Annotated in this window: 21 protein-coding genes and 1 tRNA gene; 14 read left to right on the top strand and 8 right to left on the bottom strand. The window is 70.4% G+C overall.

Translation table 11 applies throughout. The annotated features are described in order from the left end of the window. The first annotated feature begins 73 nt into the window (after positions 1–73). Together ACZ5WC_RS17355 and ACZ5WC_RS17350 are read left to right on the top strand one after the other, a co-directional pair. Complete coding sequence (locus ACZ5WC_RS17355; RefSeq protein WP_468541581.1) at positions 74–598, top strand: YwqJ-related putative deaminase; 525 nt, start codon at positions 74–76, stop codon at positions 596–598. Between the two features lie 10 nt (positions 599–608). Further along, positions 609–1,139 carry an SUKH-3 domain-containing protein gene (locus tag ACZ5WC_RS17350; protein WP_468541580.1) on the top strand — a complete coding sequence of 177 codons (531 nt, stop codon included), beginning with the start codon at positions 609–611 and terminating at the stop codon, positions 1,137–1,139. A gap of 249 nt (positions 1,140–1,388) precedes the next feature. Here the strand turns inward: ACZ5WC_RS17350 and ACZ5WC_RS17345 are convergent, their stop codons facing one another. Then, positions 1,389–2,714: a sensor histidine kinase gene (locus ACZ5WC_RS17345; protein WP_468541692.1), complete on the bottom strand. Its 1,326-nt coding sequence runs from the start codon at positions 2,712–2,714 to the stop codon at positions 1,389–1,391. A 156-nt stretch (positions 2,715–2,870) separates the two neighbouring features. On the opposite strand from ACZ5WC_RS17345, the gene ACZ5WC_RS17340 reads away from it, so the two are divergent. The 7 genes from ACZ5WC_RS17340 to ACZ5WC_RS17310 all read left to right on the top strand — a co-directional run bounded on the left by ACZ5WC_RS17340 (position 2,871) and on the right by ACZ5WC_RS17310 (position 8,614). Beyond that, complete coding sequence (locus tag ACZ5WC_RS17340; RefSeq protein ID WP_468541579.1) at positions 2,871–3,764, top strand: hypothetical protein; 894 nt, start codon at positions 2,871–2,873, stop codon at positions 3,762–3,764. Then, a tRNA-Gln gene (locus ACZ5WC_RS17335) sits at positions 3,765–3,836 on the top strand. Between the two features lie 108 nt (positions 3,837–3,944). After that, complete coding sequence (gene glmU, locus ACZ5WC_RS17330) at positions 3,945–5,393, top strand: bifunctional UDP-N-acetylglucosamine diphosphorylase/glucosamine-1-phosphate N-acetyltransferase GlmU (RefSeq protein ID WP_468541578.1); 1,449 nt, start codon at positions 3,945–3,947, stop codon at positions 5,391–5,393. A gap of 119 nt (positions 5,394–5,512) precedes the next feature. After that, the gene (locus ACZ5WC_RS17325; RefSeq protein WP_096630787.1) at positions 5,513–6,490 is read left to right on the top strand and encodes a ribose-phosphate diphosphokinase; all 978 of its coding nucleotides are present in this window, start codon (positions 5,513–5,515) and stop codon (positions 6,488–6,490) included. Positions 6,491–6,715: 225 nt separating this feature from the next. Next, positions 6,716–7,303: a 50S ribosomal protein L25/general stress protein Ctc gene (locus ACZ5WC_RS17320; RefSeq protein ID WP_468541577.1), complete on the top strand. Its 588-nt coding sequence runs from the start codon at positions 6,716–6,718 to the stop codon at positions 7,301–7,303. A 112-nt stretch (positions 7,304–7,415) separates the two neighbouring features. Further along, positions 7,416–8,009, top strand: coding sequence for an aminoacyl-tRNA hydrolase (gene pth, locus ACZ5WC_RS17315; protein WP_468541576.1), 594 nt, complete (start codon positions 7,416–7,418; stop codon positions 8,007–8,009). Positions 8,010–8,143: 134 nt separating this feature from the next. Continuing rightward, positions 8,144–8,614 carry a hypothetical protein gene (locus tag ACZ5WC_RS17310; protein WP_468541575.1) on the top strand — a complete coding sequence of 157 codons (471 nt, stop codon included), beginning with the start codon at positions 8,144–8,146 and terminating at the stop codon, positions 8,612–8,614. Positions 8,615–8,656: 42 nt separating this feature from the next. Here the strand turns inward: ACZ5WC_RS17310 and ppc are convergent, their stop codons facing one another. Beyond that, a complete protein-coding gene (gene ppc / locus ACZ5WC_RS17305; RefSeq protein ID WP_468541574.1) occupies positions 8,657–11,386 on the bottom strand; it encodes a phosphoenolpyruvate carboxylase in 2,730 nt (909 codons plus the stop codon). A gap of 394 nt (positions 11,387–11,780) precedes the next feature. Between ppc and ACZ5WC_RS17300 the strand changes: the two genes are divergently transcribed. From ACZ5WC_RS17300 to ACZ5WC_RS17290, 3 genes are all read left to right on the top strand, one after another. Further along, positions 11,781–12,764, top strand: a complete 984-nt coding sequence (locus ACZ5WC_RS17300; protein ID WP_468541573.1) for an acyl-CoA desaturase — start codon at positions 11,781–11,783, stop codon at positions 12,762–12,764. Further along, a complete protein-coding gene (locus ACZ5WC_RS17295; RefSeq protein WP_096630806.1) occupies positions 12,761–13,447 on the top strand; it encodes a TetR/AcrR family transcriptional regulator in 687 nt (228 codons plus the stop codon). The genes ACZ5WC_RS17300 and ACZ5WC_RS17295 overlap by 4 nt, the downstream gene beginning before the upstream one ends. A gap of 127 nt (positions 13,448–13,574) precedes the next feature. Beyond that, the gene (locus ACZ5WC_RS17290) at positions 13,575–14,180 is read left to right on the top strand and encodes a Uma2 family endonuclease (protein WP_468541691.1); all 606 of its coding nucleotides are present in this window, start codon (positions 13,575–13,577) and stop codon (positions 14,178–14,180) included. Positions 14,181–14,190: 10 nt separating this feature from the next. On the opposite strand, the gene ACZ5WC_RS17285 is transcribed toward ACZ5WC_RS17290, so the two are convergent. Both ACZ5WC_RS17285 and ACZ5WC_RS17280 read right to left on the bottom strand, forming a co-directional pair. Further along, positions 14,191–14,568, bottom strand: coding sequence for a VOC family protein (locus tag ACZ5WC_RS17285; RefSeq protein WP_468541572.1), 378 nt, complete (start codon positions 14,566–14,568; stop codon positions 14,191–14,193). Next, on the bottom strand, positions 14,568–15,377 hold the full coding sequence (locus ACZ5WC_RS17280) for a trans-aconitate 2-methyltransferase (RefSeq protein WP_468541571.1): 810 nt from the start codon (positions 15,375–15,377) through the stop codon (positions 14,568–14,570). Before ACZ5WC_RS17280 ends, ACZ5WC_RS17285 begins: the two co-directional genes overlap by 1 nt. 89 nt (positions 15,378–15,466) lie before the next feature. Between ACZ5WC_RS17280 and ACZ5WC_RS17275 the strand changes: the two genes are divergently transcribed. Next, entirely contained in the window at positions 15,467–15,964 is a 498-nt protein-coding gene (locus tag ACZ5WC_RS17275) for a MarR family winged helix-turn-helix transcriptional regulator (protein ID WP_096630798.1), read from the top strand. Here ACZ5WC_RS17275 and ACZ5WC_RS17270 read toward each other — a convergent pair. After that, entirely contained in the window at positions 15,920–16,711 is a 792-nt protein-coding gene (locus ACZ5WC_RS17270; RefSeq protein WP_468541690.1) for a LuxR C-terminal-related transcriptional regulator, read from the bottom strand. The two genes, ACZ5WC_RS17275 and ACZ5WC_RS17270, sit on opposite strands and share 45 nt — an antisense overlap. A gap of 250 nt (positions 16,712–16,961) precedes the next feature. Between ACZ5WC_RS17270 and ACZ5WC_RS17265 the strand changes: the two genes are divergently transcribed. Further along, positions 16,962–17,402: a GNAT family N-acetyltransferase gene (locus ACZ5WC_RS17265; protein ID WP_468541570.1), complete on the top strand. Its 441-nt coding sequence runs from the start codon at positions 16,962–16,964 to the stop codon at positions 17,400–17,402. A gap of 18 nt (positions 17,403–17,420) precedes the next feature. Here the strand turns inward: ACZ5WC_RS17265 and galK are convergent, their stop codons facing one another. From galK to galT, 3 genes are read right to left on the bottom strand one after another with little or no spacing between them, the layout of a single operon-like run. Further along, positions 17,421–18,602 carry a galactokinase gene (gene galK / locus ACZ5WC_RS17260; protein ID WP_468541569.1) on the bottom strand — a complete coding sequence of 394 codons (1,182 nt, stop codon included), beginning with the start codon at positions 18,600–18,602 and terminating at the stop codon, positions 17,421–17,423. Continuing rightward, entirely contained in the window at positions 18,599–19,576 is a 978-nt protein-coding gene (gene galE, locus ACZ5WC_RS17255) for a UDP-glucose 4-epimerase GalE (protein WP_468541689.1), read from the bottom strand. The genes galK and galE overlap by 4 nt, the downstream gene beginning before the upstream one ends. A 14-nt stretch (positions 19,577–19,590) precedes the next feature. After that, entirely contained in the window at positions 19,591–20,634 is a 1,044-nt protein-coding gene (galT, locus tag ACZ5WC_RS17250) for a galactose-1-phosphate uridylyltransferase (protein ID WP_468541568.1), read from the bottom strand. Between the last annotated feature and the right edge of the window lie 68 nt (positions 20,635–20,702).

The raw sequence follows: 20,702 nt of genomic DNA, 5'->3' as shown, positions 1-20,702 counted from the left end.
CTTCCCCACCACCCGGCACATTTGGCAGGCTGTCCCCGCAACTCGGGGGATTGCAGGGAGGGACGTCAGCACGATGCATTCCGCACAAACCGTCACATCAGGGGATCCGCGACTCAGCTGGAGCAGCACCGAGACCAGCACCACACCACGACTGCTCCACCGCCGCGACGGGATCCTCCCCGCCGTGGCCGCCGCCCTCTCCGTACGCGGAGAGACCCTCACCTGCACCGCGGGCAAGGGGGACCAGCCGCCCGTACTCCACCCACTCGTCCAGGACTTCCTCGACACCCTCACCACCGGCCAGCGCGAACGCTTCACCGGCCGCTGCCCCGAAGCCATACTGCTCTCCCGCCAGCTCACCGCCGCCGAGAGCGGACGCTCCAAACGCGCCCAACGAAAACCCCTGACCAACGGGGAAGCCCGCCGCGCACTCAAACACTCCCGCCTCACCGCCCGCCGCATCCGTGAGGACGGCGACCCCCTACACGGCAGCTACGCACCACCCTGCCGCTCCTGCTCCGCACTCCTGTCCCACTTCGGCGTACGCCCCGTCGACCTCACCACCACCGGCGCCGCGACCACCGCCGAGAAGGGCTGACCGCCCACCCATGCACGACCAGCTCCCGCACCTTCCGAAGCAGCACAACTCCACCCGCTTCCCCGTCGCCGTCGACGCCGCCCTGCGCGAAGCGGGCTGGCAGCCCGGACGCTGGGACATCCGCCAGGCCGAGGAATGGGCCGACGCCCTGCGCTCCCACGCCTCCCCCGCCGGCCACCGGCACGCCGTCTTCCCGGCCGCGGTCGAGGCCTGGGCGGAATTCGGCGGCCTCCACATCACCGCATCCGCACCCGGCCGCCACATCGCACCGGCCGCGGTCCGCGTCGACCCCCTGCACGGCCTCCACCTCGCCCGTACGCTCGGCGACCTCGGCCGCGCCCTGGAAACGGAGGTCGCCCCACTCGGGTCGGAAGGCCAGGAACAGGCGGTCCTGGCCATCGACACGGAAGGCCGGGTCTACAGCGTCGACCACACGGGAGACTGGTTCCTGGGCACGGACATCGATCAGGCGCTCGCCACGCTCATCACGGGCACACAGCCGTCCCGCCTGACGTCCTCCCCCAGCCCGCCCGGCGCTTGAGGACGAACCCGCCACCCGGCACGAACGGGCACCACGACTCTCCGCACACGGAGGGCAACCGCCCGCCACAACAGGGTTCCGTCCCCAAACGCCGGACGAGCTGGGGGGGGGGCAAAGACCACCGTCAGACACCCACCGTCAGACACCGCACGAGCTGGAGGGGCCCAGGCCCGTCATCAGGCGCCGCAGGGGCGAAAGCGGCTGAGGCCCACCGTCAGACGCCGGAAGGGCCAGAGCCGAGGCCCCCAGTCAGGTCCTCAAGCCGTCCGGAAGCACCGCTGACACCCGGAAACCCCCCGAGTCCGTCGGACCCGACACGAACACACCCCCCAGCCCCAACACCCGCTCCCGCATACCCACCAGCCCGTTCCCCCCGCTCGGCAACCCCGCATCCGCAGCCGCCGCATCCGAAGGACCGTTCTCCACCTGCATCGCAACCTCGGACTCCCGATGCGCGAGCCGCACCCACGTCTTCGCGCCCGCCGCATGCTTGTGCACGTTCGTCAACGCCTCCTGCACCACCCGGAACGCGGTCTGCTCCACCTCCGGCGGATACGGCCGCAGCTCACCGTCCACCGACAGCTCCACCACCATCCCCGCCTGCCGCGACTGCGCCACCAGCGCCTCCAGCTCACTCAGCCGAGGCCCGTCCTCCGACGCCTCAGCGGCAGCCGCGGCCACCGCCTGCCCCACCGAAGCCAACGGCACCACACCCCCGCCCGCAGCGGCAGGCGCGGTCAGCGCATCCCCCGCACGCAGCACCCCGAGCATCTCCCGCAGCTCCGTGAGCGCCTGCCGGCCCATGTCCCCCACCAGCGCCGCGTTCCGGACCGCCTTCGCCGGATCCTTCGGCGCGACCGCCTGGAGAGCAGCGGCGTGGACCACCATCAGACTCACCCGATGGGCGACCACGTCATGCATCTCCCGCGCGATCCGCGTCCGCTCCTCCGTACGCGCCCACTCAGCCCGCTCCTCCGCCCGGTCCGCGAGCAGCGACAACTCCCGCTCCAGCGAATCCGCCCGCTCCCGCAAGCTCTCCATCAACCGCCGCCGCGCCCCTATGTAGAGGCCGAGCAACACGGACGGAGCCGTGAGCCCCACCGCCATGAAGACGGACATCAGCGGTACGTACCAGTCCCCAGGCCCGAAATCCGCCTGCTCGGCCACGGTCTGCCGCAGCCGCACATACGTGACGATGAACGTCCCCACCAACGCCATCCCCGCCAGCACGACGGTGATCCGGCGCGGCACCTCGGACGCGGCCAGCGTGTACAGGCCGACCAGAGCCATCAGGAAGCCCATCTCGGCCGGTGTCATCGCGATCGACACCAGCACCACGACGATCGGCCACCGCCGCCGGACCAGCAGCACCGAACCCGACAGCAGCCCGAACACCACCCCCACCGGCACCGGCAGACCGGCACTCCGGGCGAACTCCACCCCCTCCAGGCCACACTCCAGCGCCGACACCAGCGCCAGTCCCACGTCCAGGGCGACACTGCGTCGCCGCTCCCACCACCAGTAGCCGCGGGTGGTCGATCCCGCCGCCTCCTGGTCTGCCCCCGTTGCGGTCATGGCATCCAGCCTACGGGCGGACGCACCCCATTTTCCGGTGACCGGCAACAGCACGTTCCGCGTTCGAACGTGCACGAAACAGATGCCGATCGCCCGAAATGGCGAATCGACCGCGCTTTCGACCCGGACGTTCGCATTCCGGACGACGATCACCGTATGACGGAAACCACAAGCAAGTACGCCGACTTCGAGGGCTTACGCGCCCAGGCGGTGGCGCTGCGCCGGGAGGGGCTCAGCCGCCGCCAGATCCGCGACCGCCTCCACGTCGACAACAACGACATCCTCAACCGCCTCCTCCAGGGCGAGCCCGCCCCGGAATGGACGAAGCGGCCCAACGCCAAGGACGACCTCCGCGAGAAGGCCCGGGAACTGCGCCTGCAGGGGATGACGTACGACCAGATCCAGGTGGAGCTTGGGTGCTCCAAAGGGTCCATCTCGCTGTGGGTACGGGATCTACCGAAGCCGGAGCGCAGCCGTAGCGCCATCGAGCAGGCGCGCCTCGCGGGCCGTATGCGCTGGGACCACGAGCTGGCGGTGCGTGACGCCGAAAGGCAGCGGACGAAGGCAGCAGCCCGGGACGAGACGGTGACCATGTCGGACCAGGAGCTCTTCTATACCGGAATCGCCCTGTACTGGGCTGAGGGGGGCAAGGACAAGGTCTACGACCGGCGCGAGAACGTCACGTTCATCAACAGCGACCCGGGCGTCATAGCCGTCTATCTGGCCTGGCTGGACCTGCTGCAAGTCGGGCGGGACCGCCTCTCCTACCGGGTGATGATCCACGAGACGGCCGACGTCCCGGCGGCCGAACGCTACTGGGCCGATCTGGTCGGCATCGACGTATCCGCCCTCCAGAAGACGACTCTCAAGAAGCACAATCCGAAGACGGTCCGGAAGAATGTGGGCGAGGCGTACCGGGGGTGCCTGGTCATCCGCGTCGCCAAGGGCGCCACGCTCTACCGCCGCATCGAAGGGTGGTGGTCGGGGATCGCGGAAGAGGCCACCTCCCGGCTCAAGGGCGGTGATCGACCCGGTAGGGTTGAGGCGTGATCCGCCGTGGGGTAGCGGCATCCCGCAGGCCTTTGGAGCCTTGAGACGCTGGTTCGAATCCAGCCGGCGGAGCTCACGCATCGGGCCCCGACCACACCGGTCGGGGCCCGCCCCCGTTCCCCGCCGAAACGCCCCCGGTATCCTGCGGATGACCACCACCCGAAGCCGAAGGGCACATCCGTGAGCGCAACCAGCCCGGCAGCCGTCGTCGTCCTCGCAGCGGGTGAGGGCACCCGCATGAAGTCGAAGACTCCCAAGGTCCTGCATGAGATCTCCGGGCGCTCGCTCGTCGGCCATGTCGTCGCCGCAGCCCGTGAGCTGGACCCGCAGCACCTCGTCGTGGTCGTCGGCCACGCGAGTGAGCAGGTGACCGCGCACCTGAACGCCGGTGACGCCCCCGTGCGCACCGCCTTCCAAGCGGAGCAGAACGGGACCGGGCACGCCGTCCGGATGGGGCTCGAAGAGCTCGGCGGGGGTGTCGACGGGACCGTGATCGTCGTCTGCGGCGACACTCCGCTGCTGTCCGGCGAGACGCTCGGCGCGCTCGCCGCCACGCATGCGGCCGACGCCAACGCGGTCACCGTGCTGACCGCCGAGGTCCCGGACTCCACGGGCTACGGGCGCATCGTGCGCGATCCCGCCACCGGTGCGGTGACCGAGATCGTCGAGCACAAGGACGCCACCGAGGCGCAGCGGGCGATCCGGGAGATCAATTCCGGGGTGTTCGCGTTCGACGGGCGGCTGCTCGGGGATGCGCTGGGCAAGGTGCGCACGGACAACAGTCAGGGCGAGGAGTACCTCACCGATGTGCTGTCGATCCTGCGCGGGGCCGGGCATCGGGTCGGGGCGTCGGTGGCGGGTGATCACCGCGAGATCCTCGGGATCAACAACCGGCTTCAGCTGGCCGAGGCGCGTCGGCTGCTGAACGAGCGGCTGCTTGAGCGGGCGATGCTCGCGGGCGTGACGGTTGTGGACCCGGCGTCCACGTTGATCGACGCGACGGTGACGTACGAGCGGGACGCGGTCGTGCATCCGGGGACGCAGCTGCTGGGGACCACTCGTCTCGCGGAGGACAGCGAGGTCGGGCCGAACTCGCGGCTCAAGGACACCGTCGTGGGGGCCGGGGCCCGGGTGGACAACTCCGTGACGGACTCGGCGGAGATCGGGCCGGGGGCGTCGGTGGGGCCGTACGCGTATCTGCGGCCGGGGACGCGGCTGGGGACGAAGGCCAAGGCCGGTACGTACGTGGAGATGAAGAACGCGACCGTCGGCGAGGGGACGAAGGTCCCGCACCTGAGTTACGTCGGTGACGCGACGATCGGTGATCACACCAACATCGGTGCGGCGAGCGTCTTCGTGAACTACGACGGGGTCGCCAAGCACCACACGACGATCGGTTCCCACTGCCGTACCGGTTCGGACAATATGTTTGTGGCACCCGTCACGGTCGGGGACGGGGTGTACACGGCCGCCGGGTCGGTCATCACGAAGGATGTGCCGTCCGGTTCGCTGGCCGTGGCGCGGGGCCAGCAGCGGAATATCGAGGGTTGGGTGGCCCGGAAGCGTCCGGGCAGCGCTGCCGCTCAGGCTGCTCAGGCGTCGTCCTCGGGAGCCGAAGGACAAAGCTGACCGGAAACAGGTAGGCCGGTGACGGCGTACCGTGATAGATGCTCACCCATTTCGGCTGGCTCGTTGCACATCGGGACCTATGCGTGCAGCGCCAGATACACGTCTGAGGAGACTGTGCTGTGACCGGGATCAAGACGACCGGCGAGAAGAAACTGATGCTCTTCTCCGGCCGCGCCCACCCCGAGCTTGCCGAGGAGGTCGCCCATAAGCTGGGAGTCGGTCTCGTGCCGACGAAGGCCTTCGACTTCGCCAACGGTGAGATCTATGTGCGCTTCCAGGAGTCGGCGCGTGGCGCGGACTGCTTCCTGATCCAGAGCCACACGGCTCCGATCAACAAGTGGATCATGGAGCAGTTGATCATGCTGGACGCGCTGAAGCGCGCGTCGGCCCGCTCCATCACGGTGATCGTGCCGTTCTACGGGTATGCCCGTCAGGACAAGAAGCACAAGGGCCGTGAGCCGATCTCGGCCCGGCTGGTGGCGGACCTGATGAAGACGGCGGGTGCGGACCGGATTCTCACCGTCGATCTGCACACGGACCAGATCCAGGGCTTCTTCGACGGTCCGGTGGACCACCTGTTCGCGCTGCCGATCCTGGCGGACTACGTGGGCGCGAAGGTCGATCGTACGAAGCTGACGGTCGTGTCGCCGGACGCGGGCCGGGTGCGGGTCGCCGACCGCTGGTGCGACCGGCTGGACGCGCCGCTGGCGATCGTGCACAAGCGCCGTGACAAGGACGTGCCGAACCAGGTCTCGGTGCATGAGGTCGTGGGCAACGTCGAGGGCCGGGTGTGTGTGCTGGTCGACGACATGATCGACACGGGTGGCACGATCTGTGCCGCGGCGGACGCGCTGTTCGCGCACGGTGCGGAGGACGTCATCGTGACGGCGACGCACGGTGTGCTGTCGGGTCCGGCGGCTGATCGGTTGAAGAACTCGAAGGTGAGCGAGTTCGTGTTCACGGACACCCTGCCGACGCCGGGTGAGCTGGAGCTCGACAAGATCACGGTGCTGTCGATCGCCCCGACGATCGCGCGCGCGGTGCGTGAGGTGTTCGAGGACGGTTCGGTGACGAGCCTCTTCGAGGAGCAGGGCTGAGTTCGAGGGGTGGGGCCGAGCGCTCTGACGCCGGTCCGTTATTGATCCACTTTGGGTGCGGCCTCCTGGCCGGGTAGACTCACGGAGTTGCTCGGCGAGGGAGGCCGTACCTGTGTGTACGGCGGTCCGTTATCGACGCGCTCTTCGTAGCAGGCCTGTCGTGGGCCGGGTGACCGTTCGAGTTCCGTCGCCTGACGGCTCACCCACCTGACGAGGAGTGCAACCATGGCTGAGATCAAGCTCGCCACTGAGGTCCGTACCGAGTTCGGCAAGGGCGCTGCCCGCCGTATCCGTCGTGCCAACCAGGTTCCCGGTGTTGTCTACGGCCACGGTGCCGAGCCGGTCCACATCACGCTGCCGGGTCACGATCTGCTGCTCGCGCTGCGTACGGCGAACGTGCTCATCGGTCTGGAGATCGACGGCAAGGACGCGCTGGTCATCCCGAAGGCTGTGCAGCGTCACCCCCTCAAGGGCACCATCGAGCACGTCGACCTGCTGACCGTGACGCGCGGCGAGAAGGTCAACGTCGAGATCGCGGTGCACGCCGAGGGCGACCTGGCGCCGGGTGCCAACCTGCTTGAGTACGTGCTGAACACGCTGCTCGTCGAGGCCGAGGCCACCCACATCCCCGAGTCCGTGACGGTCTCCGTCGCGGGCCTGGACGCCGGTGACTCGATCCTCGCCAAGGACATCGCGCTGCCGAAGGGTTCCACGCTGGCCGGTGACGAGGACGCTGTCGTGATCCAGGTCGTCGCCGCGCAGGCCGAGGAGCCGAGCGCTGAGGCCGCCGCGGCCGAGGGCGCGGAGGCCTGAGCCTGGCCGCTCCCGTTCCACCTGCTTGACTGACGGGGTGGTGGTTCCCTTCCGGGGGAGCCGCCGCCCCGTTTCCCTGTGATCCCCCGGCTTGTGAGGAGACCGAGCGCTGATGTCCGACGCCAACGACCCCTGGCTCATCGTGGGCCTGGGCAATCCGGGTCCTGACTATGCGGCGAACCGGCACAACGTCGGGTTCATGGTCGCTGATCTGCTCGCGGAGCGGATCGGCGGGAGGTTCAAGCGGGCGCAGAAGGCGCAGGCGCAGGTGGTGGAGGGGCGGATCGGTCCGCCGGGGCCTGCGAGCCGTCGGGTGATTCTGGTGAAGCCGATGTCGTACATGAATCTGTCGGGTGGGCCGGTTTCGGCGTTGCGGGATTTCTACAAGGTGCCGACGGATCATGTGGTGGCGGTCCATGACGAGCTGGATGTCGATTACGGGATGCTGCGGCTGAAGCTGGGTGGTGGTGACAACGGGCACAACGGGCTGAAGTCGATGACGAAGGCGATGGGGCCGGATTATCACCGGGTGCGGTTCGGGATCGGGCGGCCGCCGGGGCGGATGCAGGTGGCGGATTTTGTGCTGAAGGATTTTGGTTCGGTGGAGCGCAAGGAGTTGGCGTTCCTGGTGGACCGGTCGGCGGATGCGGTGGAGTGTCTGTTGGCGGAGGGGCTGGAGCGGGCGCAGAGCGCGTACAACTCCTGAGCGTCGTCGTGTGCGGCGCTGTCGTCGTGCGGTGTTCTCCCGCCGTGCGCATCCCCTGACATTTCCCTCGCTGCTGGGGCATTTTTCGGCCATAGGTTGACCTGGGGACGATGCCTGGCCAAGGATCTGCCCCCATGAAGCGGAGCTCTTCTTGGCGTGCGGCGCTCGTGGGCCGTCGGGTCGCCATGGGGCTGGTTGCCGTGGTGCTGCTGGTGGCGGGTGCGTGGTCGTCGTGGGACACCGCGCATCACATCGTTCTGGCCAAGGGCCGTGAGCACGGCACGGTGACGGTGACGGAGTGCGGTGAGGAGCTGTGCGCCGGTCGGTACGAGCCGGATGCCACGTCGTCGGCACGGGCGCGGGTGACGGTGGAGCGGTCGGTGGCGGCGGGTGAGGGGGATCGTTTCCCCGTGGTGGTGAGGCCCGGTTCCGATGCGGTGGTCCGCACGGGGGTGCCGGGCTTTCTGCATGCCTGGATGCCGTTGGGCGGGGCGATGGTGTTGGCGGGGTTCGTGATCGGCGGCGGGTTGCGGATGGTGCGTACGGCGTGGGGGGTCGGAACGGCGGGGGCGGCCCTGCTGGTGGCGACGTTCGTCGCGCTGTAGCAGGGCCGCCCCGGTCGGCCTGTGGTTCCCGTGCGGGTGGCGTCAGCCGGTGTTGCGCAGGCCTGCCGCGACGCCGTTGACGGTGAGCAGCAGGGCGCGGGCGAGGAGCGGGTCGGGCTCGTCGCCGCGCTCGGCGGCCTGCCGCTGGCGGTCGAGCAGGGAGACCTGGAGGTAGGAGATCGGGTCCAGGTAGGCGTCGCGGATGGAGAAGGTCTGCTGGAGCACCGGGTTGGTGTCGAGCAGCTTCTCACCGCCGGTGATGCGCAGGACTTCCTGCACGGTGAGGGCGTGCTCGGCCTCGATGGCTTCGAAGACGTGCTTCAGCTCGTCGGGGACGAGCGTGTCGACGTAGTGCCGGGCGATGCGCAGGTCGGTCTTGGCGAGCGTCATCTCGACGTTGGAGAGGAAGTTCTGGAAGAAGTGCCACTGCTCGTGCATCTCGTCGAGGACGGTGTCGAGTCCGGCTTCGCGCAGGGCCTTGAGGCCGGAGCCGACGCCGTACCAGCCGGGGACGATCTGGCGGGACTGGGTCCAGCCGAAGACCCAGGGGATGGCGCGCAGGCCGTCGAGCGAGACGCCGGAGCCGGGGCGGCGGGAGGGCCGCGAGCCCAGGTGCAGGTCGGCGAGCTGGTCCACCGGGGTGGAGGCGAGGAAGTACGCCGGGAGGTCGGGGTCCTGGACGAGCTTGCGGTAGGCGGCGTGGGCCGCGTCGGAGACGGTGTCCATGGCCGCGTCCCAGCGGGCGAGGGCCTCGTCGGACTGGCGGGGTGCCGTGTGCAGGGCTGAGGCCTGGAGGGTGGCCGCGACGGTCAGTTCCAGGTTCTCGCGGGCGAGGGCGGGGATGAGGTACTTGTCGGAGATGACCTCGCCCTGTTCGGTGACCTTGATCTCGCCTTCCAGCGTGCCCCAGGGCTGGGCGAGGATCGCGTCGTGGGAGGGGCCGCCGCCGCGGCCGACGGTGCCGCCGCGGCCGTGGAAGAGGCGCAGGCGTACGCCGTAGCGGTGGGCGACGTCGCGCAGGCGGCGCTGGGCGCGGTGGATTTCCCACTGGGAGGTGGTGATGCCGCCGAACTTGGAGGAGTCGCTGTAGCCGAGCATGACCTCCTGGACGTCGCCGCGCAGGGATACGAGGCGGCGGTAGGAGGGGTCGGCGAGCATCGCGTCGAGGATGACGTCGGCGGCCTTGAGCTCGTCGGTGGTCTCCAGGAGCGGGACGATGCCGATCTTGGCCCAGCCGGCGTGAAGGTCGACGAGTCCGGCTTCGCGGGCGAGGACGGCGGCGGCGAAGACGTCGTCGGCGCCCTGGCACATGGAGATGATGTAGGACTCGATGACTTCGGGGCCGAAGCGCTCGAAGGCTTCCTTGATGGTGTGGAAGACGCCGAGGGTCTTCTGGCCCGCCGCGTCGAGGGGGGCGGGGGTGGGGGCCAGCGGCCGGCGGGAGCGCAGTTCCTTGGCGAGGAGCTTCTGCCGGTAGTCGCGGGGCATGTCGGCGTAGCGCCAGGATTCCTCGCCGAGCCGGTCGAAGAGCTGGCCGAGGGCGTGGTGGTGGGCGTCGGCGTGTTCGCGGACGTCCATGGTGGCGAGCTGGAGGCCGAAGGCGGCCAGCGTGCGGATGGTGCGGTCCATGCGGCCGTCGGCGAAGAGGCCGCCGCGGTGTTCGCGCAGGGAGGTCTGGATGAGTTCCAGGTCGGCGAGGAGCTCGGCGGTGCCGAGGTAGTCGCAGCCGGGGCGGTGGGGGGTGCCCTTGGCGAGGCGCTCGCGGGTGTTGACGAGCTTCTGCCGGATGCAGGTGGCCTTGAGGCGGTAGGGCTCCTCGGCGTTCAGCCGCTTGTAGCGGGGGCTGATCTCGGGGAGGCGTTCCAGGTCGGCCTGGAGGGAGGTGAGGAGTTCCTCGGTGGCTCCGGCGTAGCGGATGGAGTTGGAGAGGAGTCCGCGGAGGTGGTCGATCATCTCCAGGGCGTCGGTGATGCCGTGCTCGTGCTGGAGGATCAGGATGTCCCAGGTGACGGCGGGCGTCACGTTGGGGTTGCCGTCGCGGTCGCCGCCGATCCAGGTGCCGAAGGTGAGGGGGCGGGTGCCGGCGGGGAGTTCGACGCCGACGCGTTCGAGCTCGGCGGCGAGGTCTTCGAGGACGTCGCCGACGGCGTTGGCGTGGAGTTCGTCGAGGTAGTAGATGGCGTTGCGGGCCTCGTCGGCGGGCTCCGGGCGGACGACGCGGAGTTCGTCGGTCTGCCAGATGAGGTCGATGTTCTCGGCGAGGCGGAGGTCCAGGCGGCGGCGGTCGGCCTCGATGGCCGGGGTCTCCAGGAGGGCCGCGATGCGGCGGAGCTTGTTGAGGACGGAGCGGCGGGCGGCCTCGGTGGGGTGTGCGGTGAAGACGGGGCGGACGTTGAGGTTCTTGACCGTCTCGCGCAGGTGCTCGGGGTCGGCGTCCTTGAGCCGGTCGGCGGTGCGGGCCAGCAGGCCGCCCTCGGCCGAGCGGCGGTCGCGCATCTCGTGGGCGCGGTGGACCTGCTCGGTGACGTTGGCGAGGTGGAAGTAGGTGGAGAAGGCGCGCACGAGTTGTGCGGCGGTCTCCAGGTCCGTGTCGCCGAGGAGTGCGGCCGCTGCTTCGCCGTCGGTGCGGGTCAGGGCGCGTACCCGTTCGACGAGGTCGAGGAGTTCCTGGCCCTCCTGGCGTACGAGGGTCTCGCCGAGCAGGTCGCCGAGGCGGCGGATGTCGGCGCGCAGGGCGGTGCTGGCGGCAGGGGTCTGGTCGGCACTGCTCACAGTGTGCGGCTCCTTGCAGTGAAATGAGGAGGTGCGTTCGCTTCGCCGTCGCCCACGTGGGTGGTGGTGGGGACGGGTGGGCGGGGTCCGGGGCCCGGCGGCTGGCAGCGGTGCTGTCGCCACGCCCCGACGAGCGGGTGCGGACCGCGCTGTCCGACCCTCCCAGGATAGGTGTCGTCGCAGACGGCGTGTCCGCTGCCCTGGTGGGCGGGGACGAACGCCGTCGGCAGGGGTGCCCTACCCCGCGGAAGGCCTGGGGTATCGCCGGTGACGGACTGGACCGGGTTCTCGTGTTGTGGGGCCCGTCACTGCCATACTTACCAAGCCGTAGGTTACGGAACCGTAGCCACGGCGGTCCGTGTACTGCTTCCTCACCCTCCGGGGGACCTCCGTTATGCCGAGCACTCCCGATGTGATCGACGAGACCGATCCATCACTTGCCGTTTCCGCCCTTCCGCCCGCCACGCTCGGTGGGGACAAGAAGGGGTCGATCGAGCAGTTCGCGCTGCTGGTGTTCATCGTGGTGCCGTTCCTGGCTCTGGTCGCGGCGGTGCCGATGTCGTGGGGGTGGGGGGTGAGCTGGCTGGACATCGGGCTGATGGTGGCGATGTATTTCATCGGCTGCCACGGCATCACGATCGGTTTCCACCGGTATTTCACGCATGGTGCGTTCAAGGCGAAGCGGCCGTTGCGGATCGCGCTGGCGGTGGCGGGTTCGCTGGCGGTGGAGGGGCCCTTGGTGCGGTGGGTGGCCGATCACCGCAAGCATCACCGGTTCTCGGACGCGGAGGGTGACCCGCATTCGCCGTGGCGGTTCGGGGAGACCCTGCCGGCTCTGTTGAAGGGGCTGTGGTGGGCGCACATCGCCTGGATGTTCGACGAGGAGCAGACTCCGCAGCAGAAGTACGCCCCCGATCTGATCAAGGACCCGGCGATCCGGGCCGTCTCGCGCCACTTCTTGACCTTCACGATCGTCTCGCTGGCGATTCCGCCGCTGGTCGGGGGGCTGGTGACGATGTCGTGGTGGGGCGCGGCGACGGCGTTCTTCTGGGGTTCGCTGGTGCGGGTCGCGCTGCTGCACCACGTGACGTGGTCGATCAACTCGATCTGCCACGCGGTCGGCAAGCGCCCCTTCAAGTCGCGTGACCGGTCGGGGAACGTGTGGTGGCTGGCGGTGCTGTCGTGCGGCGAGTCCTGGCACAACCTGCACCACGCGGACCCGACGAGTGCCCGGCACGGGGTGATGCGGGGGCAGATCGACTCCAGCGCCCGGCTGATCCGCTGGTTCGAGAAGCTGGGCTGGGCGTACGACGTGCGGTGGCCGGACGCCGCACGCGTCGACTCCCGGCGCAGGTCCGTACCGGCCGACGCGGCATGATTGACGACGTGGCGACAGACGGCAGCACGAGCAGCGCGAAGAGCAGGACTTCCTCCACCCGCCGGACCCGGCGGGTCCGGATGACCGGTAAGGAGCGCCGCGAACAGCTGCTGGACATCGGGCGCGCACTCTTCGCCGACAAGGGCTTCGAGGGCACGTCGGTGGAGGAGATCGCGGCGCGCGCCGGGGTGTCCAAGCCGGTGGTGTACGAGCACTTCGGCGGCAAGGAGGGCCTGTACGCCGTCGTGGTCGACCGCGAGATGCGGCAGCTGCTGGACATGGTGACGGGGGCGCTGACGGCGGGGCATCCCCGGGAGCTGCTGGAGCAGGCGGCGTTCGCGCTGCTGGATTACATCGAGTCGTACACGGACGGTTTCCGGATTCTGGTGCGGGATTCGCCGGTGGCTCAGTCGACGGGCACGTTCGCGTCGCTGATCAGCGATATCGCCACGCAGGTGGAGGACATTCTGGGGCTGGAGTTCAAAGCCCGGGGTTTTGATCCGAAGCTGGCCCCGCTGTACGCGCAGGCGCTGGTGGGGATGGTGGCGCTGACGGGCCAGTGGTGGCTGGACGTGCGCAAGCCGAAGAAGGCGGAGGTGGCCGCGCATCTGGTGAACCTGTGCTGGCACGGGCTGGAGAACCTGGAGGCGAAGCCGCGGCTGATAGGGCACCGGAAGAGTTGACCGCGTTCCGGTGCGGGCTGGCCCCGTCGCTGTTTCGCGGCTCGTCACCCGTTGTGATGACTGACGGCTGTGGATATCCCGCCGTAGTGTGGTCGGCAGGGCAGAGGATTCGTCCATGGGAGGAACCATGACCGCCGAGCCGACCACCGCGCACAGCTCCCGCTGGCCGGTGCCCCCGCAGGACGGATACACCGTGGACGATCTGTTCACGCTGCCCGATCTCCCGCCGCACACAGAGCTGATCGACGGGAGCCTGGTTTTCGTGAGTCCGCAGCGCAAGTTTCACAGCATGGTGATCGATCTGCTGGTGATGGGACTGCGCAGTACGGCACCGCCGGAGGTGAAGGTCCGCCGCGAGATGACCGTGGTGCTGGACCGGCGCAACGGGCCGGAGCCGGATGTCTCCGTCGTTCGCAGCGAGGCTGACAAAAAGGGGATGGAGCAGACGTCGTACGCCGCCGCCGACGTCCTCCTCGCCGTGGAAGTCGTCTCCTCCGACTCCGAGGCCCGCGACCGCGAGGCCAAGCCGCACAAGTACGCGACCGCCGGCATCCCGCACTTCTGGCTGGTGGAGATGACCGGCACCGACCAGCACCCCGTCGTGCGGGTCTACGAGCTGGACCCGGTGACGAAGGCGTACGCGCTGACCGGCATCCACCACGACCGGCTGAAGACGGGCGTGCCGTTCCCCGTGGACATCGACATCTCAGGGGACGCGCTCAAGGAGCTGTAGGGCCCTTCGGTTACGTGTCCGGCTCCAGGAACTCCAGCCGGTTGCCGACGGGGTCGTGGGCGTAGAAGCGGCGGTGGCCGGGGAGGTCGTCGTCCCATTCCGTGGGGACTCCGTGGGCCTCCAGGCGGGCCGCGTACTCCACGATCCCCCTCACGCGCAGGCCCGGGTGGGCCTTCTTCGCCGGGCGGAAGTCCTCCTCGACGCCCAGGTGGAGCTGGACCGGGCCGGAGGCGAACCAGCAGCCGCCGCGGGCGGTGAGCACCGGGGGTTTCGGGATCTCGGTCATGCCGAGGGCGTCGGTGTAGAAGGCGCGCAGGGCGTCCTCGTAGCCGGGCGGGGCGGCGAGCTGTACGTGGTCGACGGCGGCGAGGCCGGCGGATACGGGCATCACTTCCCCTTGCGGGCGACGGCGAAGATGCGGCGGAACGGGAAGACCGTGCCGTACGGGCCCGGCGGGTACGCCTCGCGGAGCAGGTCGCGGTATTCGGTGACGAACGCGTCGCGGGCCTCGGGGTCGTCGGCCAGGGCGGTGAGGACGGGGCGCAGGGCGGTGCCCTTGACCCAGTCGAGGACCGCGTCGTCGCCGTGGAGGGTCTGGAGGTAGGTGGTCTCCCAGACGTCCGCGGTGCAGCCGAGGTCCCTCAGGCGGGTGAGGTAGTCGACGGGTTCCAGGGCGGCGGCGCTGCGGTCGCCGGTGCCGTGGAGGCGGGGGCGCCAGCGGTCGGAGTCGCGGAGCCGGGCCAGGAGGGCGTGGCTGGGGGCGGCGAAGTTGCCGGGGAGCTGGAAGGCGAGGGTGCCGCCGGGGGCGAGGGCGTCCAGCCAGCGCGGGAAGAGGTCGGCGTGGCCGGGAATCCACTGGAGGGCGGAGGTGGAGACGATCAGTCCGTACGTCTCGGTGGGCGTCCAGGTGGCGGCGTCGGCCTCGGCGAAGTCGAGCAGGGGCGGCCGGGCGTGGGCGGCGGCCTCGGCGAGCATCTGCGGGGAGTTGTCGTAGCCGGTGATGCGGGCGCTCGGCCAGCGGTCCGCGAGGAGCGCGGTGACGTTGCCCGCGCCGCAGCCGAGGTCGGCGATGCGGGGCGCGGGGTGGCCGGGGAGGTCACCGATCCGGGCCAGCAGGTCGTGGAAGGGGCGGGTGCGGTGGTCCGCGTGACGCAGGTACTGCTGCGGATCCCAGGTGGGGCGGTCGGGTGCGGTCATGGGCATCAGGATCACGCCCACAGTCTCTTGATGTCAAGACACTTGAATTCAAGAGACTTCATGTCGACAGACCCTCTACACTGATCGACATGGAGGACGAGGTCGACCGACTGGTCGCTGCATGGCGCCGAGAGCGCCCCGACCTCGACGTGGAACCACTCGAGGTGCTCAGTCGCGTCTCCCGTCTGGCACGCCACCTCGACCGGGCCCGACGCATAGCCTTCGCCGAGCACAATCTGGAGCCGTGGGAGTTCGACGTGCTCACCTCGCTGCGCCGGGCGGGGCCCCCGTATCAGCTCTCCCCCGGGCAGCTCCTCACCCAGACGCTGGTCACCTCGGGCACGATGACCAACCGGATCGACCGCCTCACCAAGAAGAACCTCGTCGAGCGGCTGCCCGATCCGAGCGACCGCCGCGGCGTCCTCGTCCGGCTCACGGCCGAGGGGCGCGACAAGGCCGATCAGTCGCTGGCCGGGCTGCTCGACCAGGAGCGGGCGATCCTCGGTGAGCTCTCCCGCCAGCAGCGGGGCGAACTGGCCGGGCTACTGCGCCAGTTGACCGCCCCGTTCGACAACATCCCCGGCTAGCGGGGGCGTTGCCGGATCGGCGGGGCCGACCCCCGCCCGGCGGGCCAGCGCGACCGCGGCCAGCGTCGAGTGCACCCCGAGCTTGCCCAGCACGTTCTGCATATGGGTGCGGACGGTGTGCGGGGACAGGAACAGCCGTTCGGCGACCGCCTTCCTCCCGAGGCCCGCCACCATGCAGCGCAGCACCTCGCGCTCCCGGGGCGTCAACGACTCCACCAGCCGTTCGCTCTCGGTGCGGTGCTTACGGGCGGCGGTCAGCTCCCGCAGGACGCCGGTGAGCAGGGCGGGCGGCAGATGCGTCTCGTCGCGCAGCACTCCCCGTATCACCGCGAGCAGCCGTTGCAGCGAGCAGTCCTTGGCCACCCAGCCCGAGGCCCCGGCCTGGAGCGCCCGGGCGGCGCACCGCGGGTCGTCCTTCTCGGCGAGCACCACCGACCGTACGGCGGGGCGCCCCGAACGGACACCCGCCACCAGCGAGATGCCGTCGACGAGGCCCGGCTCGCCCTGCCGGGGCGCGGGCACGGCGACGGCGGGCGCGCCGTCGGGCGTCAGGGCGCCCAGCTCGGCGTCGACCAGCATCACGTCGTACGCGCGCCCCTCGGCGGCCGCTCGCTCCAGCGCGCGCAGCGCGGCCGGGCCGTTGCCCGCCGCGGACACGTCCACGTCCGGTTCGGCGGCCAGGGCCGCCGCGAGCGACTCGGCGAAGATGCGGTGGTCGTCGACCACCAGAACCCGGATTCGAGCCACAGACACCCCCATCAGCGGGGGCGGACAGCTGCGGGTACGGCGTCCGGAACCTCCGGGTCGGCCCGCGCTGCCGACGGCCGCCGCCGTCACACCGCCTGCCTGCCCCGCCCCGGGCGCCGTACCCGACTCTCTCGCCCCCTGATCTCAGCACCGGCCCCCACCGGTGCTGGGATCAGCGTACGGGCGGGGGCCCCAGGGGGAGGGCGATTCGCGGAACTGGCCGTCCCCGGTGGGTCTTAGGGTGTGCTGCATGTTCCGTCTTGAGACAGAAGTAGACAAAGAACGTCGCATTCTGCTGAGCGGGCGTCTGCACGAGGACAACGTCACGGCCTCGGCCGGTCTGCGCGCTCTGCTCAGCACCTCGGTCGAGCACGAAGTTCCGCTGGAGGTCTGGGCGCTGGACGAGCACGGGGGTCTCGCGGGCGGGCTGACCGGGCGAACCTGGGCGTACTGGCTCCATGTCGACCTGCTCTGGGTCGACGCCCCGCACCGGGGTTCGGGCCTCGGTGCGCGGTTGCTCGCCGAGGCCGAGCGGACGGCCCGCACCGAGCGCGCCTGCACCCGTTCCCGGCTGGAGACCTGGGACTTCCAGGCCCCGGACTTCTACCGGAAGCAGGGGTACGAGGAGATCGGCCGGGTCGAGGACTACCCGCCCGGCGTCACGGAGTTCATCCTCACCAAGCGCCTGTGAGCACGGGAGCGCCCCGGTTCACCGCAGGCGGCGCGCGCCCGCCGAGGGGACGGCGGCGAAGATGCCGGGGGCCGCGTGTCCGGCCGCCGCGAACGCCTTCGTGACGCCCTCGGCGACCGTGCCGGCCTCCGCCGCCTCCACCAGGACGACCGCCGAGCCGCCGAAACCGCCACCGGTCATCCGCGCCCCGAGCGCCCCCGCCTCGTTCGCCGCCGTGACCACGAGGTCCAACTCCGGGCAGGAGACCCGCAGATCGTCACGGAGCGAGCGGTGGCCCTCGTTCAGGACCGGGCCCGCGGCGCGGACGTCGCCCGCGTCGAGCAGGTCGATGACCCGCTCGACGCGGCGGTTGTCGCCGACGACATGGCGCACGTACCGGATGACGGACTCGTCCGCCCCGGCACCGGCGAGGGTGGTGAGCGCCGCGTCGAGCGATGCGTACGGGAGGTCCCGCAGCGCGGGTATCCCGAGGAGCCGGGCGCCCTCCTCGCACCCGGCCCGGCGCTCGGCGTACGCCCCGTCACCGAGGGCGTGCTTGACCCGGGTGTCGACGACCAGGAGCGTCAGGCCCTGGGCGGCAAGGTCGAAGGGGACCTGGCGCAGCGAGAGGTCCCGGGTGTCCAGGTGGAGGGCGTGGCCCTCGGTGCAGCAGGCGGACGCCATCTGGTCCATGATCCCGCAGGGCACGCCCACGAAGTCGTTCTCGGCGCGGCGGCCGGCGACGGCGAGTTCGGGTCCGCTGAGGCCGAGCTCGAACAGGTCGTTCAGGGCGAGCGCGGTGACGGTCTCCAGGGCGGCGGAGGAGGAGAGCCCGGCACCGGTGGGGACGGTGGAGGTCAGGGCGATGTCCGCGCCGGTGACCGGGTGGCCCGCCTCGCGCAGCGCCCAGACGACGCCGGCGGGGTAGGCGGCCCAGCCGTGGCCGGAGTGCGGGGCCAGCTCCTCGACGCGCAGGGAGACGACGCCGCCGGGCACGTCGCCGGAGTGCAGCCGCAGGACGCCGTCGGTGCGGGCGGAGACGGCGGCGCGGGCGGCGTGCGGGAGGGCGAGCGGCAGGACGAAGCCGTCGTTGAAGTCGGTGTACTCGCCGATGAGGTTCACCCGTCCGGGTGCCGACCAAACGCCGTGGGGTTCGTCCCCGTACAGCTCGGTGAAGATGGCGGCGGGGTCGGGGCCGGTCTGCTCGACGGTCGCGCTCATGGGGTGGCGGGCTCCTCGCGGCGGGCGAACTCCCAGGCGTCGGCGACGATTCCGGCCAGGTCGGCGCGGGAGGGCTGCCAGCCGAGCCGCTCGACGGCGGTGGCGGCGGAGGCGACGAGGACGGCCGGGTCGCCGCCGCGGCGGGGGGCCGGGGTCTCGGGGATCGGGTGGCCGGTGACCTTGCGGACGGTCTCGATGACCTCGCGGACCGAGAAGCCGTTGCCGTTGCCGAGGTTGCAGATGAGGTGCTCGCCGGGGGCAGCCGCGTCCAGGGCGAGGAGATGTGCCTCGGCGAGGTCGGCGACATGGATGTAGTCACGGACGCAGGTGCCGTCGGGGGTGGGGTAGTCGTCGCCGTAGACGGAGATCGACTCGCGCCGTCCCAGGGCCACTTGGAGGACGAGCGGGATGAGGTGGGTCTCGGGGGTGTGGCGTTCGCCGCAACTGCCGTACGCCCCTGCGACGTTGAAGTAGCGCAGGGAGACGGCGGCCAGTCCGTGGGCGGTGGCCTCGCCGCTGATCATGTGGTCGACGGCGAGCTTGGAGGCGCCGTAGGGGCTGGTGGGGGCGGTGGGGTCGGTCTCGGTGATGGGGCTGGAGACCGGTTCGCCGTAGGTGGCGGCGGTGGAGGAGAAGACGAGGGTGCGCACGCCGTGTTCGCGCATCGCGGCGAGGAGCGCGGTGGTGCCGCCGACGTTGTTGACCCAGTACTTCTCCGGATCGACGACGGACTCGCCGACCTGGGAGTACGCGGCGAAGTGGAGGACGCCGTCGTAGGAGGGGTCCAGGTGGCGGGCGGCGTCCTGGATGCGGCCCTCGATGAACGCGGCCCCGGCCGGGACGCCCGCGCGGAAGCCGGTGGAGAGGTCGTCCAGGACGGTCACTGCGTGCCCGGCCTCCAGCAGGTGCTGGGCGACCACGCTGCCGACGTATCCGGCGCCGCCGGTGACCAGGTACTTCTTCGGGTCGCTCACGGTCTGGGGGTTGCTCACTTGCTCGCTACCTCTCGCAGTCGCTGGGCCGCGGCTTCCGGCGGCACGTCGTTGATGAACACACTCATGCCGGATTCGGAACCCGCGAGGAACTTCAGCTTGCCGGAGGTACGGCGAATGGTGAAAAGCTCCAGATGCAGGGCGAAGTCCTCCCGTCCGGGGACCCCGAACGGCGCCTGGTGCCAGGCGGAGATGTACGGGGTCGGCGGCTCGCCGGGGCCGAAGATCCGGTCGAAGCGCCTCAGGAGTTCCAGATAGACCTGTGGGAACTCCGTCCGCGCCGCCTCGTCGAGTGCGGGCAGGTCGGGGACGCGGCGGCGGGGGTGGAGGTGGACCTCGTAGGGCCAGTGCGCCGCGTACGGGACGTGGGCGATCCAGTAGTCGGTGGCGAGGACGACGCGGCTGCCGTCCTTCTCCTCGCGGGCGACCACGTCGTCGAAGAGGTTGCGGCCGGTTGCCTCGCGGTGGCGGGCGGCCGAGCGGAGCATCAGCTCGGTGCGCGGGGTGACGAAGGGGTAGCCGTAGATCTGGCCGTGCGGGTGGCCGAGGGTGACGCCGATCTCGGCGCCCCGGTTCTCGAAGCAGAAGACCTGGGTGACCTGGTCGAGGGCGCCCAGCTCGGCGGTGCGGTCGGTCCAGGCGGTGAGGACGAGGGCGGCCTGTTCCTCGGTGAGGTCGGCGAAGGACGCGTCGTGGTCGGAGGTGAAGCAGACGACCTCGCAGCGGCCGGAGTCCCCGGCGAGGGAGGGGAAGCGGTTCTCGAAGACGGCGACGTCGTAGTGGCTGTCGGGGATCTCGCTGAGCCGGCCGTCCCGGGTGGGGCAGAGCGGGCAGGCGTCGGCGGGCGGGTGGTAGGTGCGGGCCTGCCGGTGCGAGGCGATGGCGACGGAGTCCCCGAGGAGCGGGTCGCGGCGGATCTCGGACGAGGTCGAGACGGCGTCGAGGGGACGGTGGTCGACGGCGTCGCGGACGATGCCGTCGGCGGAGTCGTAGTAGATCAGCTCACGGCCGTCGGCGAGCGTCGTAACCGTCTTCTTCACCAGGGCCCTCCGCCCGTCCCCCCAGCCAACATAAGCGCACACAACAAACCACGAACAAACACCCTCGG

The organism is Streptomyces sp. NPDC033165, from assembly GCF_055577965.1.
This window is presented reverse-complemented; position numbering and strand designations above follow the sequence as displayed.

Coding starts and splice junctions, on each gene's coding strand:
- galK (WP_468541569.1), bottom strand. CDS start 18,602: ATGAGCGCGACCGTCGAGCAGACCGGCCCCGACCCCGCCGCCATCTTC.
- ACZ5WC_RS17290 (WP_468541691.1), top strand. CDS start 13,575: ATGACCGCCGAGCCGACCACCGCGCACAGCTCCCGCTGGCCGGTGCCC.
- ACZ5WC_RS17300 (WP_468541573.1), top strand. CDS start 11,781: ATGCCGAGCACTCCCGATGTGATCGACGAGACCGATCCATCACTTGCC.
- ACZ5WC_RS17320 (WP_468541577.1), top strand. CDS start 6,716: ATGGCTGAGATCAAGCTCGCCACTGAGGTCCGTACCGAGTTCGGCAAG.
- ACZ5WC_RS17350 (WP_468541580.1), top strand. CDS start 609: ATGCACGACCAGCTCCCGCACCTTCCGAAGCAGCACAACTCCACCCGC.
- ACZ5WC_RS17355 (WP_468541581.1), top strand. CDS start 74: ATGCATTCCGCACAAACCGTCACATCAGGGGATCCGCGACTCAGCTGG.
- ACZ5WC_RS17295 (WP_096630806.1), top strand. CDS start 12,761: ATGATTGACGACGTGGCGACAGACGGCAGCACGAGCAGCGCGAAGAGC.
- ACZ5WC_RS17280 (WP_468541571.1), bottom strand. CDS start 15,377: ATGACCGCACCCGACCGCCCCACCTGGGATCCGCAGCAGTACCTGCGT.
- pth (WP_468541576.1), top strand. CDS start 7,416: ATGTCCGACGCCAACGACCCCTGGCTCATCGTGGGCCTGGGCAATCCG.
- ACZ5WC_RS17275 (WP_096630798.1), top strand. CDS start 15,467: ATGGAGGACGAGGTCGACCGACTGGTCGCTGCATGGCGCCGAGAGCGC.
- ACZ5WC_RS17345 (WP_468541692.1), bottom strand. CDS start 2,714: ATGACCGCAACGGGGGCAGACCAGGAGGCGGCGGGATCGACCACCCGC.
- ACZ5WC_RS17340 (WP_468541579.1), top strand. CDS start 2,871: ATGACGGAAACCACAAGCAAGTACGCCGACTTCGAGGGCTTACGCGCC.
- ACZ5WC_RS17285 (WP_468541572.1), bottom strand. CDS start 14,568: ATGCCCGTATCCGCCGGCCTCGCCGCCGTCGACCACGTACAGCTCGCC.
- ACZ5WC_RS17265 (WP_468541570.1), top strand. CDS start 16,962: ATGTTCCGTCTTGAGACAGAAGTAGACAAAGAACGTCGCATTCTGCTG.
- ACZ5WC_RS17310 (WP_468541575.1), top strand. CDS start 8,144: ATGAAGCGGAGCTCTTCTTGGCGTGCGGCGCTCGTGGGCCGTCGGGTC.